The sequence below is a fragment of the Micromonospora sp. URMC 106 genome, assembly GCF_051386395.1.
Taxonomy (GTDB): domain Bacteria; phylum Actinomycetota; class Actinomycetes; order Mycobacteriales; family Micromonosporaceae; genus Micromonospora.
Map to the genome: position 1 here is coordinate 22179 of NZ_JBPQTP010000067.1, position 15000 is coordinate 37178.

The 15000-nt window shown below is 75.9% G+C and carries 13 protein-coding genes; 3 read left to right on the forward strand and 10 right to left on the reverse strand.

Annotation, left to right across the window (positions count from 1 at the left end; translation table 11 throughout):
- Window positions 1–7: 7 nt before the first annotated feature.
- From ACSNOB_RS20325 to xylA, 3 genes are read right to left on the reverse strand one after another with little or no spacing between them, the layout of a single operon-like run.
- Window positions 8–1117 carry a DUF5925 domain-containing protein gene (locus tag ACSNOB_RS20325; RefSeq protein WP_436688085.1) on the reverse strand — a complete coding sequence of 370 codons (1110 nt, stop codon included), beginning with the start codon at window positions 1115–1117 and terminating at the stop codon, window positions 8–10.
- 40 nt (window positions 1118–1157) lie between these two features.
- Window positions 1158–2624, reverse strand: coding sequence for a xylulokinase (gene xylB / locus ACSNOB_RS20330; protein WP_436688086.1), 1467 nt, complete (start codon window positions 2622–2624; stop codon window positions 1158–1160).
- A gap of 12 nt (window positions 2625–2636) precedes the next feature.
- Entirely contained in the window at window positions 2637–3824 is a 1188-nt protein-coding gene (gene xylA, locus ACSNOB_RS20335; protein WP_436688087.1) for a xylose isomerase, read from the reverse strand.
- Window positions 3825–3873: 49 nt separating this feature from the next.
- Between xylA and ACSNOB_RS20340 the strand changes: the two genes are divergently transcribed.
- Together ACSNOB_RS20340 and ACSNOB_RS20345 are read left to right on the forward strand one after the other, a co-directional pair.
- On the forward strand, window positions 3874–5139 hold the full coding sequence (locus tag ACSNOB_RS20340) for an ROK family protein (protein ID WP_436688096.1): 1266 nt from the start codon (window positions 3874–3876) through the stop codon (window positions 5137–5139).
- Window positions 5140–5268: 129 nt separating this feature from the next.
- On the forward strand, window positions 5269–6933 hold the full coding sequence (locus ACSNOB_RS20345; protein ID WP_436688088.1) for a PP2C family protein-serine/threonine phosphatase: 1665 nt from the start codon (window positions 5269–5271) through the stop codon (window positions 6931–6933).
- A gap of 62 nt (window positions 6934–6995) precedes the next feature.
- Here ACSNOB_RS20345 and ACSNOB_RS20350 read toward each other — a convergent pair whose 3' ends face one another.
- Window positions 6996–7535, reverse strand: a complete 540-nt coding sequence (locus ACSNOB_RS20350) for a MarR family winged helix-turn-helix transcriptional regulator (protein ID WP_436688089.1) — start codon at window positions 7533–7535, stop codon at window positions 6996–6998.
- 96 nt (window positions 7536–7631) lie between these two features.
- On the opposite strand from ACSNOB_RS20350, the gene ACSNOB_RS20355 reads away from it, so the two are divergent.
- Complete coding sequence (locus ACSNOB_RS20355; protein ID WP_436688090.1) at window positions 7632–8759, forward strand: PP2C family protein-serine/threonine phosphatase; 1128 nt, start codon at window positions 7632–7634, stop codon at window positions 8757–8759.
- A gap of 13 nt (window positions 8760–8772) precedes the next feature.
- Here ACSNOB_RS20355 and ACSNOB_RS20360 read toward each other — a convergent pair whose 3' ends face one another.
- The 6 genes from ACSNOB_RS20360 to ACSNOB_RS20385 all read right to left on the reverse strand — a co-directional run bounded on the left by ACSNOB_RS20360 (window position 8773) and on the right by ACSNOB_RS20385 (window position 14908).
- Window positions 8773–10254 (reverse strand): sugar transferase, encoded by a 1482-nt coding sequence (locus ACSNOB_RS20360; RefSeq protein ID WP_436688091.1) that lies wholly within the window; start codon window positions 10252–10254, stop codon window positions 8773–8775.
- Window positions 10255–10469: 215 nt separating this feature from the next.
- Window positions 10470–12230, reverse strand: coding sequence for a substrate-binding domain-containing protein (locus tag ACSNOB_RS20365; protein WP_436688092.1), 1761 nt, complete (start codon window positions 12228–12230; stop codon window positions 10470–10472).
- A gap of 132 nt (window positions 12231–12362) precedes the next feature.
- A complete protein-coding gene (locus tag ACSNOB_RS20370) occupies window positions 12363–13400 on the reverse strand; it encodes a lactonase family protein (RefSeq protein WP_436688093.1) in 1038 nt (345 codons plus the stop codon).
- Between the two features lie 123 nt (window positions 13401–13523).
- Window positions 13524–14126 (reverse strand): GTP-binding protein, encoded by a 603-nt coding sequence (locus tag ACSNOB_RS20375; protein WP_393110364.1) that lies wholly within the window; start codon window positions 14124–14126, stop codon window positions 13524–13526.
- Complete coding sequence (locus ACSNOB_RS20380) at window positions 14107–14496, reverse strand: DUF742 domain-containing protein (protein WP_393110362.1); 390 nt, start codon at window positions 14494–14496, stop codon at window positions 14107–14109. Before ACSNOB_RS20380 ends, ACSNOB_RS20375 begins: the two co-directional genes overlap by 20 nt.
- Window positions 14486–14908, reverse strand: a complete 423-nt coding sequence (locus ACSNOB_RS20385) for a roadblock/LC7 domain-containing protein (protein ID WP_436688094.1) — start codon at window positions 14906–14908, stop codon at window positions 14486–14488. Before ACSNOB_RS20385 ends, ACSNOB_RS20380 begins: the two co-directional genes overlap by 11 nt.
- Window positions 14909–15000: the final 92 nt, after the last annotated feature.

A 15000-nucleotide genomic window follows, 5' to 3' on the forward strand; every position in this document is an offset into this window, starting at 1 on the left:
GGGCGGCTCAGAGGTAGCCGCCGATCGGGGGCGGGGCCGTGGGCGTGGCGGGCGTGCCCGCCCGCAGCGCGTACAGCTCGGCGAGCGTGGCGCCCTGGGGCGGCACCCCCGCCGACGTGCCCAGCCAGCCGGTCGCCTCCTCGTACGACAGCGGGCCCACCTCGATCCGGGCCAGGCAGCGCCCCGGGCGGACCACCGCCGGGTGCAGCCGGGACAGGTCCTCGTTCGTGGTGATCGCGACGAGCACGTCGCGCCCCTGTCCCAGCAGCCCGTCGGTCAGGTTGAGCAGCCGGGACAACGCCTGGCCGGCGGCCTGCTTCGCCTCGCCCCGGATCAGCTCGTCGCAGTCCTCCAGGATGAGCAGCCGCCACCGGCGCGTCCCCTGCTCGCCGTCCTCGTCCCCGACCGCCACCTCGGACAGGTACGCCGGGTCCGCGAAGAGCACGTCCGGGTCGAGCACGGCGTCGACCTGGCACCAGTCGCGCCACTCGCGGGCGAGGGCGCGCAGCGCCGTGGTCTTTCCCGTGCCGGGCGCGCCGTGCAGGAGCACCAACCGGCCGGCGAGGTGCGCCGGGGTGGTGGCCATCAGCGCGTCGAGCGCGGTGCGCGCCCCGGCGGCGTAGTTGGGCCGGATCTGCGCCCACTCCGGCGCGGCGATGGACCGCACGTCCCGCTGGCTGCCGCGGCGCGGATTCTGGTGCCAGAAGCCGATCCGGCCGGCGCCCGGGTCCTCCGGCTCGGCGGCGCCGTCGACGATCCGGTCGAGGGCCGCCCGGCCGATCTCCTCGGTCACCGCCGTGACCGTCACCTCGGCGCCCCGCCCCTTCCAGGTGACCACCCGGGCCGTCCAGCCGTCGCCGGCCAGCAGGCGGGACCGTTGCCGGTTCTCCACCGCCGTCCGCACCAGCCGCCCGTCGGGGGCGGTCAGCGGCGCGTCGGGGCGCACCCGGGAGAGCCGGACCGTGTGCGACCAGGGGTGCCGGCCGGTGACGAAGTCCGCCAGGACCAGCGCGTCGATGACGTCGCAGGGGGTGTCCGCGTCGTCGTACTGGAGCATCGAGGGGATGCCGGTCCCGACGGTTCCGGGTGGCTCGTCCGCTGCGGGGGTGGTTCGCATCCGTCGATGATCGCCAGCCGGGGTCCGCCCGTACAGTCGTTTACCCCTCGCCGGCCGGGGCGCGGTCGAGCCGGTCGAGGAAGCGGTCGCGGGCGGCGGCGTACCGCTCGCGGACCGCGGGGACGGGCGCGGCGGCGTACTCCTCGGTGCCCCGGACCGACCAGGTGGGGGGCGCCGCGCCGCCGAGGGCGACCCAGGCGGCCTGGCGGGCGGCGCCGTCGGCGACGTACTCCCCGGGCGGCGGGACGACCACCGGCACCCCGAGGACCTCGGGCGCGATCCGGCGCACCGCCGCCGAGCGGGCTCCCCCGCCGACCAGGATCACCCGGCGCACCGTGGCGCCCTGGGCGGTGAGCGCGTCGAGCCCGTCGGCGAGGGCGCAGAGCAGGCCCTCGACGGCGGCGCGGGCCAGGTGGGCCGGGGTCGAGGTGCGCAGGGTGAGCCCGTGCACGGCGCCGGTCGCCAGCGGCCGGTCGGGGGTCCGCTCGCCCTCCAGGTAGGGCACCACGACGAGCCCGTCCGCGCCGGCGGGGGCGGAGAGCGCCAGCGCGGCCAGCTCGGCCAGGTCGACCCGGAGCAGCGCCGCGGCGGCGTCGAGCACCCGGGCGGCGTTCAGCGTGCAGACCAGCGGCAGGAAGCGGCCGGTGGCGTCGGCGAAGCCGGCGACCGTGCCGGTCGGGTCGGCGGCGGGGGCGTCGGCGACGCTGAAGACGGTGCCGGAGGTGCCGATCGAGACCACCACGTCGCCCGGCCCCGCGCCGACGCCGAGCGCGGCGGCGGCGTTGTCCCCGGTGCCGGGGCCGAGCAGGGCCCCGTCGGGCAGCCGGCCGGCGGCGGGGAGGGCGTCGGGGCGCACCGCGCCGGCCGGGTCCGCCGGGCCGAGCACGGCCGGCACGTGCGGACGCCGACCGAAGGCCCGCTCCAGCAGGTCGAGCCGGTAGTCGCCGGTGGCCGGGGACCAGTAGCCGGTGCCGCTGGCGTCGCCCCGGTCGGTGTGCAGCGCGGCCAGGCCGGGCGCGCCGGCCAGCCGCCAGGTCAGCCAGTCGTGCGGCAGGCAGACGGCCGCCACCCGGGCGGCGCGCTCCGGCTCGTGCCGAGCCAGCCAGCGCAGCTTCGTGACGGTGAAGCTGGCCACCGGCACGCTGCCGACCGCGTCCGCCCAGAACAGGCGGCCGGCCGCCCCGCCGCCGGCCTCCTCGACCAGCTCGGCGGCGGCCCCGGCGGAGCGGGTGTCGTTCCACAGCAGCGCGGGCCGGACGACGGCGCCCGCCTCGTCGAGGCAGACCATGCCGTGCTGCTGCCCGGCGACGGAGACCGCCGCCACGTCGGCCAGCCCGCCGGCGTCGTCGGCCGCCGCCGCCAGCGCGGACCACCACGCCGACGGGTCGACCTCGGTGCCGTCCGGGTGCGGCGCCCGGCCCTGCCGGAGCAGGGCACCGGTCTCCGCGTCCCGGACGACCACCTTGCAGGACTGGGTCGAGGAGTCGAACCCCGCGACGAGCGGCATCTCCGGCTGCCCTCAGCGCGCGCCGAGCAGGTGCTCGACGGCGAGCTGGTTGAGCCGGACGAAGCCGAAGCCCCGGGCGGCGACCGCGTCGACGTCCAGCTCCTCGAAGGCGGAGCGGTCGGCGAGCAGCTCGGCGTAGCCCTCCCCGGGCGCCAGCGTCGGGGTGCTCAGCTCGGCGACCTTCGCGGCGGCCAGCGCCTCGGCCACCTCCGGGTCCGCCCGGAAGGCCGCCGCCCGCTCCTTGAGCAGGAGATAGGTGCGCATGTTCGCCTCCGCCGACGCCCAGACGCCGGTCATGTCCTCGGTGCGCGACGGCTTGTAGTCGAAGTGCCGGGGGCCGTCGTAGGCGGGCCCGCCGCCGGGACCGCCGTGCTCCAGCAGGTCCACCAGGGCGAACGCGTTGAGCAGGTCGCCGTGGCCGAACACCAGGTCCTGGTCGTACTTGACGCCGCGCTGGCCGTTGAGGTCGATGTGGAACAGCTTGCCCTGCCAGAGTGCCTGGGCGATGCCGTGGGCGAAGTTCAGCCCGGCCATCTGCTCGTGCCCCACCTCGGGGTTGAGGCCGACCAGGTCCGGGTGGGCGAGGGTGGAGATGAAGGCGAGCGCGTGCCCGACGGTGGGCAGCAGGATGTCGCCCCGCGGCTCGTTCGGCTTGGGCTCCAGCGCGAAGCGCAGGTCGTAGCCGCGGTCGAGGACGTACTGGCAGAGCAGGTCGACCGCCTCGCGGTAGCGGTCCAGCGCGGCGCGGACGTCCTTGGCGAGGTCGTACTCGGCGCCCTCCCGGCCGCCCCACATCACGAAGGTGCGGGCGCCCAGCTCCGCGGCGAGGTCGACGTTGCGCAGCACCTTGCGCAGCGCGTAGCGCCGGACGTCGCGGTCGTTGCTGGTGAAGCCGCCGTCCTTGAACACCGGGTGGGCGAACAGGTTCGTGGTCACCATGGGCACCACCAGGCCGGTCTCGTCGAGCGCCTTGCGGAACCGGGCGACGTGCTGGTCGCGGGTGGCGGCGTCCGCGCCGAAGGGCACCAGGTCGTCGTCGTGGAAGGTGATCCCGTACGCCCCGAGGCCGGCGAGCCGGTGCACCGCCTCGACCGGGTCGAGCGCGGGCCGGGTGGCGTCGCCGAACGGATCGCGGGCCTGCCAGCCCACCGTCCAGAGGCCGAAGGAGAACTTGTCGGCGGGGGTGGGACGGGGCGCCATGGCAGACCTCCGGGGGTGTCGTCCGCTATTTGTTCAGTGGTTGAATTATTTGACCGGCCTGTGGCAGTGTCAAGGGGTGACCCGACCCGACGCCCCGCCCGGGCCGGTGCGGCAGGGCAGCCTGCGCGAGTGGAACCTCGCCGTGGTGCTCGGCCGGATCGCCGCCGCCGACCGCCCGCCGTCCCGGGCCGAGCTGGCCGCCGGGACCGGCCTGACCCGGGCCACCGTCTCCGCGGTGGTGGAGGACCTGCTCGCCGGCCGGCTGGTGCGTGAGGCGGAGCCGACGCCGCGCACCGGCGCGGGCCGGCCGTCCCGGGGCCTGGTGCTCGCCGCCGACGGCCCGGCCGGGCTCGGCCTGGAGGTCAACGTCGACTACCTGGCCGCCTGCGTGGTCGACCTCGCCGGCCGGGTCCGCCATCACACCGTGCACCGCGCCGACCTCCGGCCGGTCTCCCCCGCCGAGGCCGTCGACCGGCTCGCCGACCTGGCCGCCCGGGCCCGCGCCGACGCGGCCCGCGAGGGGCTCACGCTGGCCGGCGCGGCCCTCGCGGTGCCCGGCCTGGTGGACGACGCCGGGCTGGTCCGCCTCGCGCCGAACCTGGGCTGGCGTGACGTGCCCGTCCCCGCGCTCCTCGGCGGGCACCCGCCGCTGACCGCGCACGTCGACGGGGTGCCACCGCTGGTCGTGGACAACGAGGCCAACCTCGCCGCGCTGGGCGAGCTGCACGCCGGGCCGCCCGGCCCGGTGAGCTTCCTGCACATCTCCGGCGAGGTCGGCATCGGCGCCGGGATCGTCCTGGACGGGTCCCTGTTCCGGGGGGCGCGCGGCTGGAGCGGCGAGATCGGTCACGTCCCGGTCCATCCGGACGGGCGGCCGTGCCGGTGCGGCGGCCGGGGCTGTCTGGAGACGTACGCCGGGCAGGAGGCGATCCTCGCGGCGGCGGGCCTGGCCGGCGCGGACCTCCCGGCGGACACCGCCACGACCCGGCTGGCCGAGCTGGCCGCGGCCGACGACCCGGCCGTGTCACGCGCCCTGGCCGACGCCGGGACCGCCCTCGGGGTCGCGGTGGCCGGCGTGGTGAACCTGCTGGACCTGGACACCGTGGTGCTCGGCGGCGGATACGCGCCGCTGGCGCCCTGGCTCCGCCCGCCGGTCCTCGCCGAGGTCTCCCGCCGGGTGCTCACCGCGGCCTGGTCGCCGGTCACCGTGCGTCCCGCGGCGCTCGGCGGCGCCGCCGCGGCCGTCGGCGGGGCCGGCTCCGTGGTGCGCCGGATCCTCGCCCGCCCGGCCGGCTGGCTGGCCCGTCAGCCCTGAGCCCGGCTCGCTCCGATGGGCGTCCGGCGACCGCCTCGGTACGCTTGCCCCCAGGCAACGACCCCCATCCGAGGAGTGCACGACCAGCATGCGCACAGGTCGACAGACCTCGGCGCCCGGCGAGCGGCGGTGACCACCGCCCGTCGCGGCGGGGCGGGCGGCGACGGGCAGCCCGGCCCCGACGACCCCTCGCGCTCCCCCGGCGACGCGCTGCCGGCCGACTCCCCGCTCGCCCGCGAACTGCTCGACGGGCTCACCGAGGCGATCGTGACGACCGACGGGGCGGGTCGGGTGACGCTGGTCAACGCGATCGCGACCGAACTCCTCCCCGAGGTCGTGCCGGGCACGGAGCTGCCGACCTGCGCCGTGGCAGCGGTCGCCCGGGCGGCCCGCGACGGGGCGGACGCCTTCGACGCCGCACACCGGGGCCGCCGGCTGCGCGGCGTACGGCGGGACCTGGGCGCCGGGCGGCACGCCTGGTACGTGCGGGACGTCACCGAGGAGCACGCACGCGCCGAGGCGCTGCGCGCCGAGCGTTCCCGGACGGCGTTCCTCGCCCAGGCGGGGAGCCGCCTCGGGCTGACCCTGGACCGCGACCAGACGGTACGGGCGGCGGCGACGCTCCCCGTCCCCTACCTCGCCGACCTGGCCCTGGTGATCCACCTGCCGCCCCCGCCCGCCGAGAACCGGCCGCACTGGGTCCGGTACGCCGAGGGCGACCCGGCGCCGACGACCGGGCTCGCCCCGTGGTCGCTGGCCGGCGCGCTGCCCGGCCTCGCCGAGGCGCTCGGCGGTGGGATCAGCGGCCCGGGTCCCTGGCCCGACCCGGAGCCCGCCGAGCTGGCCGCCGCGCTGCCGCCCGGCTTCGGCCGGCCCGCCACGGTGCTGGTCAGCCCGATGTGCGGCCCCGGCCGCCCCGCCGGCGCCCTGGTGCTGGCCCGCCGCGCCGGACGCCCCGGCTTCGACCAGCGGGACATCGAGCTGGCCCGGGAGTTCGCCGCGCGGGTCGGCGCCGCCCTCGGCGCGGCCGAGCTCTACGGCGAGCAGGTCCACCTCGCCCGGGTGCTGCAGAACAGCCTGCTCCCGCCCGACCTGCCGGCCGTACCGGGCGCCGCCCTCGCCGGCGGGTACCGGGCCGCCGGCGACCGGCTGCGCATCGGCGGCGACTTCTACGACGTGTTCCCGATCAGCGGCGGAGCGATGTTCGCCCTCGGCGACGTGTGCGGCAAGGGCGTCGGCGCGGCCGTCCTGACCGGGCGGGTCCGCCAGTCCCTGCAGACCCTGCGGCTGGTCGAGCAGCGGCCGCTGGAGTTGATCCGCCTGCTCGACCGCGCGCTCTTCGACGCCCCGGACGCGGCCCGGCGCAGCCGGTTCACCACCCTGCTGCTCGGCACGCTGGGCAGCGCCCCCGGCGGCGGGCTGACCGTCCGGGTCGCCGGGGGCGGCCACCCTTCTCCGCTGGTCGTACGCGCCGACGGCAGGGTCGCCCCCGTCCCGGTCGGCGGGATGCCGGTGGGCGCGCTGGCCGCCGCCCGGTTCGCCGAGGCGCAGGTCCGGCTCGCCCCCGGTGAGCTGCTGCTCGCGTACACCAACGGGGTGACCGAGGCGCGCGGCGGCTCCCGCGGCGGCGAGACGTTCGGCGACGAGCGGCTGCGTGCGGCGCTCGCCTCGGCAGCCGGGTTGCCCCCCGCCGCGCTGGTCGACCGGCTGCTGCGCCTGGTCGACGAATGGCTGGACGGGCAGAGCCAGGACGACATCGCGATGCTCGCGGTGGCCGCGGCGCCCGACGCGTGACGGCGGCCGGCGGCCCGCACCACGCCCGGAAAGCCGACCGGCGGGGCCGGCCGCCCCGCGGGTCAGGCCGTCCGGGCCACCCGCGGTTCCTCTCCGGGCCACTCCTGCGCCGGTAGCCCGACCGGACGCTCCGCCGGGCCGCCCGCGTCGAACCGGGAGTGGGTCGGCTCGACGGACTGGACGGACGCGTCCCGGCGGCGCGCCGCCTCGTCGAACTCCCGCATGCCCCGCAGCAGCGCCTGCCGCCCCGCCGGGTCCATGTCGGCGAGGATCGCGGCGAGCTGCTGGCGCCGGTCGTCGCGCAGCTCGGCCAGGAGCCGGTGCGCCTCCGGGGTGAGGTGCAACGCGATCTCCCGCCGGTCGAGGCGGCCGGGCTCGCGTTCCAGCATGCCCGCGGCGACCAGCCGGTCGCAGAGCCGACTGGCCGAGGAGAGCAGCATGTCGAGCCCGGTGGCCAGGCGGCGGAGGTTGATCCCGTCGTACTGCTCGACGAGCATGATCGCGCGCAACTGGGCACCGGAGACGCGGCTCGTCGTCCGCTCCCGCGCCGCCTCCCAGACCGTCAGGAGGGCACCGGCCACCGCGTCGAGCTCGGCAGCCATACTCGTCGGGGGCCCCGGGGGACCGTGCAGTTCCGCCATGGTGCGCCCGAGACTACTCCGAAACCGCTGGTGCGGGCTCGCGACCAAGGAGCGACGATGAGCGAACCGGTCAACCGGGCACGGCGGGCCCTCAACGAGGCGCCCGCCGAACTCCTGCTGGACCGGATCGCGGACGTCCTGGCCGCCTACGGCATCACCCGGGTCGAGCTGTTGCAGGTCGACTACCGGCTGTCGGCTCTGCTGCCGCTCACCGACGGGGAGGCGGTCACCGGCCCGGGGCACCCCGCCTGGCGCTGCTTCGACCACCAGACGCCGATCGTCGCCGACGGCACCGGGTACCTTCCGGTCTCGATGCGCGGGGAACGCCGGGGGGTGCTGCGGGTGGCGCCCGTGCCCGGCGACCGGGCGGCGCTCGGCGAGCTGGCGGAGATCGCCACCGCGTTGGCCCACGAGATCTCCGCGGTCACCGCCGGCACGGACCTGTACCGGACCGCGCGGCGCAGCCGGCGGCTCACCCTCGCCGCCGAGATGCAGTGGGAGATGCTGCCCGGCCGCAGCCGGATCCGCCCCTCGTTCAGCCTCGCCGGGCAGCTCGAACCGGCGTACGCGGTGCGCGGCGACAGCTTCGACTGGTCGGACGACGGTCAGCGGCTCTGGCTGTCCACCATCAACGGCACGGGTGAGGGCGTGGCCGCCTCGATGCTCACCTCGCTCGCCACGTACGCGCTGCGCAACGCCCGCCGGGCCGGGCTCGGCCTGGCCGACCAGGCGGCCCTCGCCGACCAGGCGATCTACGACCTGCACCGCGGCGACCGGCACCTTGCGGCGCTGCTGATGGAGCTCGACCTGCGCTCGGGCACCCTTACCGTGGTCGACGCCGGTTCCCCGCGCCTCGTGCTGCTGCGCGACGGGGAGGTACGGGAGCTGCCGCTGGAGGCGCAGTTCCCGCTCGGCATGTTCGAGGCCACCGACTACCACGAGCAGCGCTTCGAGCTGTGCCGGGGCGACCGGATCTTCGTGGTCAGCGACGGCGTCATCGAGGCCACCGGGCAGGACGTCCGGTACGGCGAGACGGCGCTGGACCGGTTCCTGCGCCGGACCGGGCCGATGGAGCCGCTGGACGCGGTCCGCTCGCTGATCGGCGACCTGCGCGCGTTCGTCGCCGGTGACCTGATCGACGACGCGGTGGTGGTGTGCCTGGACTGGACCGGCCCGCAGGACTGACCCGCCGGGCCGGTCAGTACGCCCCGCGGCTGTTGACCACCGCGCCGAACGTCTTCCAGAGGATCGTCAGGTCCGCCGCGAGCGACCAGTTCTCCACGTAGTAGAGGTCGAGCCGGATGCCGTCCTCCCAGCTGAGGTCGGACCGCCCGCTGACCTGCCAGAGCCCCGTCATGCCGGGCTTGACCAGCAGCCGCCGGGCCACGTCCCCGTCGTAGCGGGCCACCTCGGAGGGCAGCGGCGGGCGGGGGCCGACCAGGCTCATCTGCCCGAGCAGGACGTTGACCAGTTGCGGCAGCTCGTCCAGCGACCACTTGCGCAGCAGCCGGCCGACCCGGGTCACCCGGGGGTCGTCGCGCATCTTGAACATCAGGCCGTCGGTCTCGTTGCGGGAGGCCAGCTCCGCCAGCAGGGCGTCGGCGTTGACGACCATGGTGCGGAACTTGTAGACCCCGAACTCCCGGCCGCCCTGCCCGACCCGGGTCTGGCGGAACAGCACCGGCCCCCGGCTGTCGAGCTTGATGGCCAGCGCGATGACGGCCAGCAGTGGCAGCAGCAGCGTCAGGGCCAGCGAGGAGGCCGCCCGGTCGACGAAGCCCTTGACCAGCTTGCGGGCCCCGCGGAACTCCGGCGCCTCGACGTGGATCAGCGGCAGGCCGGCGACCGGCCGGGTGTGGATGCGCGGGCCGGCGACGTCGGTCAGCGCCGGCGCCACCACCAGGTCGACGCCGGTCCCCTCCAACTGCCAGCCCAGCCGGCGCAGCCGGGTGGCGGTCAGCTCGCCGGAGGCGGTCACCGCGACGGTGTCCGCGCCGATGGCGGTGGCCGCCTCGGGGATGCCCCGGAACGAGCCGACCACCGGGACGTCGCCCAGTCGCTGGGCGACCGGGGCGAGCAGCGCGTCGGGGATGCACGCGCCGACCACCTGGTAGCCCGCGTACGGCTCGCGACGCAGGGTCTGCACCAGCTCCAGCACGTGCGCGGTGTCGCCGACCACCAGCACCTTCCGCGACCAGCCCGCGCCCCGGGACCGCGCCCGGTGCAGCCGCTTGCGCGCGGCGAACCGGGCCACCTCGAGGCCGAGCGTGCCCACCGCGAACGAGATGGCCAGGAAGCCCCGGGAGACGCCCACCTCGGCGATGTAGGCGACGATCGCGATGCCGCCGGCGAGGCGCAGGCTCGCGGCGTTGACCCGGCGGTACTCGTCCGCGCCGTAACCGAGGACCCGGTCGTCGTAGCAGCGCAGCACCCGCAGCGAGACCAGCCAGGCGAGGACCAGCCCGGGGGCCACCACGACGTACGGGATCTTCGAACCACCGGGGGTCTCGTCCCCGAAGCGGGCCACGTAGCCGATGAGCACGGCGATGGTCAGGATCGTGGTGTCCAGCACCACCAGGGCCCGCACGTAGGCACGCTCGTCCGTGCGGGCCGCCGGCCCGGACCACTGGTCCGGCCTCGACGCCGCTCTGGCGGGGGTCAACAGCGTCGCCGAGGTCACCGGCCCTCCCCACTTCGCATGCCGACGGCCCCTGTCGTCGGGCGGCCCGGATCGCGGGCCGGCGACGGAGCACTACGACATCCTGCCCCGACAACGGTGGTGGCCGACTGCTTCCGACGCATTGCCGTCACTTTTCCCGACGGATCCGTGTCCGGGAAGGGCCCGCGTTACCGGATCCGGCGGGTGTGACGGGCCCTTGTGCCCTGCGTCGTTACTCAGGCCGGGGCCTTGCGCAGCGCGATCGCCTTGAGGAAGATGTCGCCGATCTTGGTCGGGTCCTCGGTGACGAAGGCACCGCCGCCGGTCACGTCGGTGATCGACTTCAGCTCGGCCTTGCTGACGTCGCCGCCGATACCGATGATCACGACCTGCACGGGCCGCTCCGGATCCTTGATCTTGTTGAGCTCGGCCAGCAACTGCTGCTGGGTGATGCCGTCCTTGTCCTCGTTCTTGCCGTCGGTGAACAGCACGATCGAGTTGACCCGCCCGGGCTCCCAGTTGTCCTGCACCTTCTGGTACGCCGCCAGCACGGTGTCGTAGAGGCCGGTGCTGCCGCTGGAGGACCGGATCGAGCCGAGCGCCTGCTCCAGCTTGCCGCGCTGCCGCGACAGCGGCCCGATCGCGACCAGCTCCTGGTGGTCGCGGGAGCCGACCAGCTCCGTGGAGAACGTCCAGAGGCCGATCGACCAGGAGTCGTCGAAGAGGTTCAGCCCGCGCCGGGCCGCCTCCACGGTGACCTGCTGCCGGGTCGCGTTGCCGGCGTTCGGCACCCTCTCCTTCATGGAGCCGGAGACATCGATGACGGCGAGCATCCGACCGGACTGGGTGGCGATCGACCAGCTGGAGATCGCGCGGTCCATGCTCTGCGGGTCGAGGCCACCGGTCGCCGCGGTGCCGCCGTTCGCCGGCGGCGCCGGCGCGCCGCCGGCCGGGCTGGGCGCGCCCTGCGGCGCGTCGAAGCCCGCGCCCCAGTTGCCGTCCGGCGCCCGCAGCGACTGGGCCGCCAGCTTGTCGCGGAAGTCGTCGGTGGTGAGCACCTCGTAGAGCACCCGCGCCGCCGACGCCTTGGCCGGTTCGATGCCGGGCAGCACCGCGTACGGGTAGTCCAGCGGCGCGGGCGCCGGCTCCAGGTAGAGCGCGGCCAGCGGCACCGGCGGCTTCTTGCTGTTGTAGTGGATCACGTCCTCTTCGGAGAGCGCCGCCGCGCCGAGGCTGCTGGCGATCGTCGTCGGGTCCGAAGCGGTCGGGAAGCGGGCGAGCAGGTCCGGCCGCAGCGCCGAGCGGTCGGTGGCCAGCGCCCGCAGCGCGGCGACCTTGTCCCGCTCGGCGTCCGGGCCGCCGGAGGCGCCGGCGACGGCGGTCAGCGAGAGCAGGCCGGACAGGCCGGCGGCGTCCCGGGTGGGCTCGACGATCCCGGTGCGCAGCGGCTTGTCGCTCTGGACCTGCTGGAGGAGCTGGGCCCAGCTGAACTTCTTCTGCGGCCAGCCGAGGCGCGACGCCACCGGCTCCGGCATCGCCACGACCACGGGGCTGCGGGCGATGGACGCCCCGTTGCCCGGGTCGAAGGCGGTGGCGCCGCCGGTCTTGAGCCGCAGCAGCCAGGTCGAGGAGTCGGGCACCCAGACGTCGGGGCTGACCGCCGTGCCGCTGGCCTGCCCGACGCCGGCCAGGGTGACGCCGTGCTTGGCGGCGACCGTGGCGGCCACGTCCACCGGGTCGGTCGCCGAGACGTTCACCGCGATGCAGGTCCCGCCGACCGCAGCCCCGTCCTTCACCCACTGCGCGGCGGCGGCGTCGACGGCCGGGGCGAGCTCGGCGGCGACGGCGACGGACAGCTCGATCCTGCCGGAGCAGTCGCGTTGTGACAGCTGCTGGTAGCCGAACCAGCCGCCCGCCGTTACGGCGAGCACGCCGACGGCAGCAGCGGCGGTAGCTGCGTGAACGTTGGAGCGCATGCGATGGCGGCCTGCTGACACGCTGACCATACTGCGGACCCGCCGAGGTGACTGCCACAACCGTTCGGACGAAAGTTACGCAGGAGAAACAGTTGACCACCAAATTGTCGACGATGAGTGACCGTACCGACTCGGCGCGTTGATCTAGGCTGGTCAGGGCAGGACGCAGGTGGGGCTGGGCACCGCCACCGGCTCCCCGACCGGGGCCGGGACGCCGGTCGCCGGGTCCACCCGGAACACCCGGACCATGTCGGCCCGCTCGTCGGCGACGTAGAGGTGCTCCCCCGCCCGGGCGAAGTGCCGCGGCCACTCCCCGCCCGTGTCCACCTCGGCGACCAGCTCCGGCAGCTCGCCGGCCACGGCGAAGACCGCGACCGTGCCCACCCCCCGGTTCGCCACGTAGAGGAAGCGCCCGTCCGGGCCGACCGCGATCTCCGACGGCTGGACGTGCCCGGCCCGGTCGCTGGCGTCGACCCGACCCCGCTGGTGCAGCGCGCCCTCGGCGGTCAGCTCGTACGCGGTGACCGAGCCGTCCAGCTCCCCCGCCACCCAGCAGCGCCGGCCGTCGGGGTGCCGGGCCAGGTGCCGGGGGCCGGAGCCGGCGGCCGTGCGCACCCGGGGCGCCCGGGGCACCAGCCGGCCGGAGGCGGTGTCCAGGTCGTAGCGGTAGACCGAGTCGGTGCCGAGGTCGACCGCGAGCAGCGGGCCCCGGCCGGGGGCGGGGTTGACCATGTGGGCGTGGGCCCGCTCCTGCCGCTCCGGGTCCGGCCCGTGCCCCTCGTGCTCCACCAGGTCGCTGCGCTCGCCGGGCATCCCGTCCGGGTCGAGCGGGAACACCGCCACGCTGCCGCCGCCGTAGTTGGCCACGACGAGGTGGCCGCCGTCCGGGACGACCGCCAGGTGACAGGGCTCCGCGCCCCCGGTGGACCGGGTGCCGAGCGGGGTCAGGTCGCCGTCGGCGGCGACCCGGTAGGCGCTGACCTCCCCCGCGGGCAGCTCGTTGACCGCGTACAGCACCGGCAGCCGCGGGTGCCGGGCCAGGAAGGAGGGCGACGGGGTGACCGCGACGGTGCCGAGCGGGGACAACGCGCCGGAGCGCGGGTCCCGCCGCGCCGCGACGATGCCGCTGCCCCGGCCCCCGCTGTGTTCCGTGTAGCCGCCGATGTGGACGATCGCGCCCTGCTCCGTCACCGGATCCACCCTCCGCCGATTCCTCCGTCGATCCAACCAGAGGCTTCCCGCCGCGCCGTCCGCTTAGTCCCGAAAGCGGCGCCGAGTCGCGCCGGCCCGCCGCCACGGGCCCCGCCGTCGGGCTCAGGCCGCCGGCACCGGCTCGCCGCGCTGCCGGGCCACGTGCTCGACCAGGGCGATCAGCACCTCCTTGCCGGACTGCCGGTCCCGCGCGTCGCAGAGCACCAGCGGCACGTCCGGGTCGAGGTCCAGCGCCTGGCGTACGGACTCCAGGTTGAACCGGCGGGCGCCGTCGAAGCAGTTCACGCCCACCACGAACGGGACGCCCCGCTGCTCGAAGTAGTCGATCGACGGGAAGCAGTCCGCCAGCCGGCGGGTGTCGGCGAGCACCACCGCGCCGAGCGCGCCGAAGGCCAACTCGTCCCAGAGGAACCAGAACCGGTCCTGCCCCGGCGTGCCGAACAGGTAGACCTGGAGGTCGTCGTTGATCGTGATCCGGCCGAAGTCCATCGCCACCGTCGTGGTCGACTTCGCCTCGACGCCCGACAGGTCGTCGGTGCCGATCCCGGCCCCGGTCAGCACCTCCTCGGTCTGCAGCGGCCGGACCTCGCTGAGCGCGCTCACCAGCGTCGTCTTGCCGGCGCCGAAGCCTCCCGCGATCAGGATCTTCAACGCGAGCGGGATCCGGGTGCCGGATCCGGCCCGGTCATAGCGCACGGAGTCCACTGACCACCGCCTTGAGGATGTCGTCGTCGGGCAGGTAGGCGGCGACCGTGGGCTGGTGCACCGCGACCAGCCCCTTGGCCAGCAGGTCGCCGAGGAGGACGCGGACCACGCCCAGCGCGAGGTCGAGTTCGGCCGCCACTTCGGCGACGGGGACCGGGTGGGCCGCCAGCGACACGATGCGCCGGTGCTCCGGTTGCAGCTCCGGATGGGCGGCCGGGTCGGCGCCCGGTTCCGCCAGCACGTACGCGACCAGGTCGAAGCCACCCGCGGACGACCGGACCCGGCCGCCGGTGAGGGTGTAGGGCCGCACCACGGGGCCGGCGTCGTCGTCGAGCCACTCGTGCTGCGGACCGGGGGACTCAGCCCGCATCGGCGACCCCCGCCGTCGACCGGGCCGGGGCGCTCAGGTACTCCCCCACCCGGGTGACCAGCATCGCCATCTCGTACGCCACCAGGCCGATGTCCGCGTCCGCGTCGCTCACCACGGCCAGGCAGGCGCCCTGCCCGGCGGCGGTGACGAAGAGGTACGCCGACTCCATCTCCACGACGGTCTGCCGGACCGCCCCGCCGGCCACGTGCCGGCTCGCGCCCCGGGCCAGGCTGGAGAAGCCCGACGCCAGCGCGCACAGGTGCTCGGCGTCGGCGCGGTCCAGGCCGGCGGAGGAGCCGAGCAACAGCCCGTCGGCCGACAGCACCACCGCCTGTCGGGCGGGCGGCACCCGCTCCACCAGATCGTCGAGCAACCAGGCGAGATCGGCGCTCTGCCTCGTCGGATGCAGCATCAGGCGTCCCTCTCAGTCACGGTCACGGGGTCGGGGTCCGCCGGCGCCTCGGCCGGCGTCGGGGTCGGGGCCCTGACTCTTATACACATCTC

Bases quoted from the DNA above. Each gene is read 5' to 3' on its own strand.
- ACSNOB_RS20350 (WP_436688089.1), bottom strand. From the start codon at position 7,535: ATGGCTGCCGAGCTCGACGCGGTGGCCGGTGCCCTCCTGACGGTCTGG.
- ACSNOB_RS20325 (WP_436688085.1), bottom strand. From the start codon at position 1,117: ATGCGAACCACCCCCGCAGCGGACGAGCCACCCGGAACCGTCGGGACC.
- ACSNOB_RS20380 (WP_393110362.1), bottom strand. From the start codon at position 14,496: ATGCGGGCTGAGTCCCCCGGTCCGCAGCACGAGTGGCTCGACGACGAC.
- xylA (WP_436688087.1), bottom strand. From the start codon at position 3,824: ATGGCGCCCCGTCCCACCCCCGCCGACAAGTTCTCCTTCGGCCTCTGG.
- ACSNOB_RS20355 (WP_436688090.1), top strand. From the start codon at position 7,632: ATGAGCGAACCGGTCAACCGGGCACGGCGGGCCCTCAACGAGGCGCCC.
- xylB (WP_436688086.1), bottom strand. From the start codon at position 2,624: ATGCCGCTCGTCGCGGGGTTCGACTCCTCGACCCAGTCCTGCAAGGTG.
- ACSNOB_RS20385 (WP_436688094.1), bottom strand. From the start codon at position 14,908: ATGCTGCATCCGACGAGGCAGAGCGCCGATCTCGCCTGGTTGCTCGAC.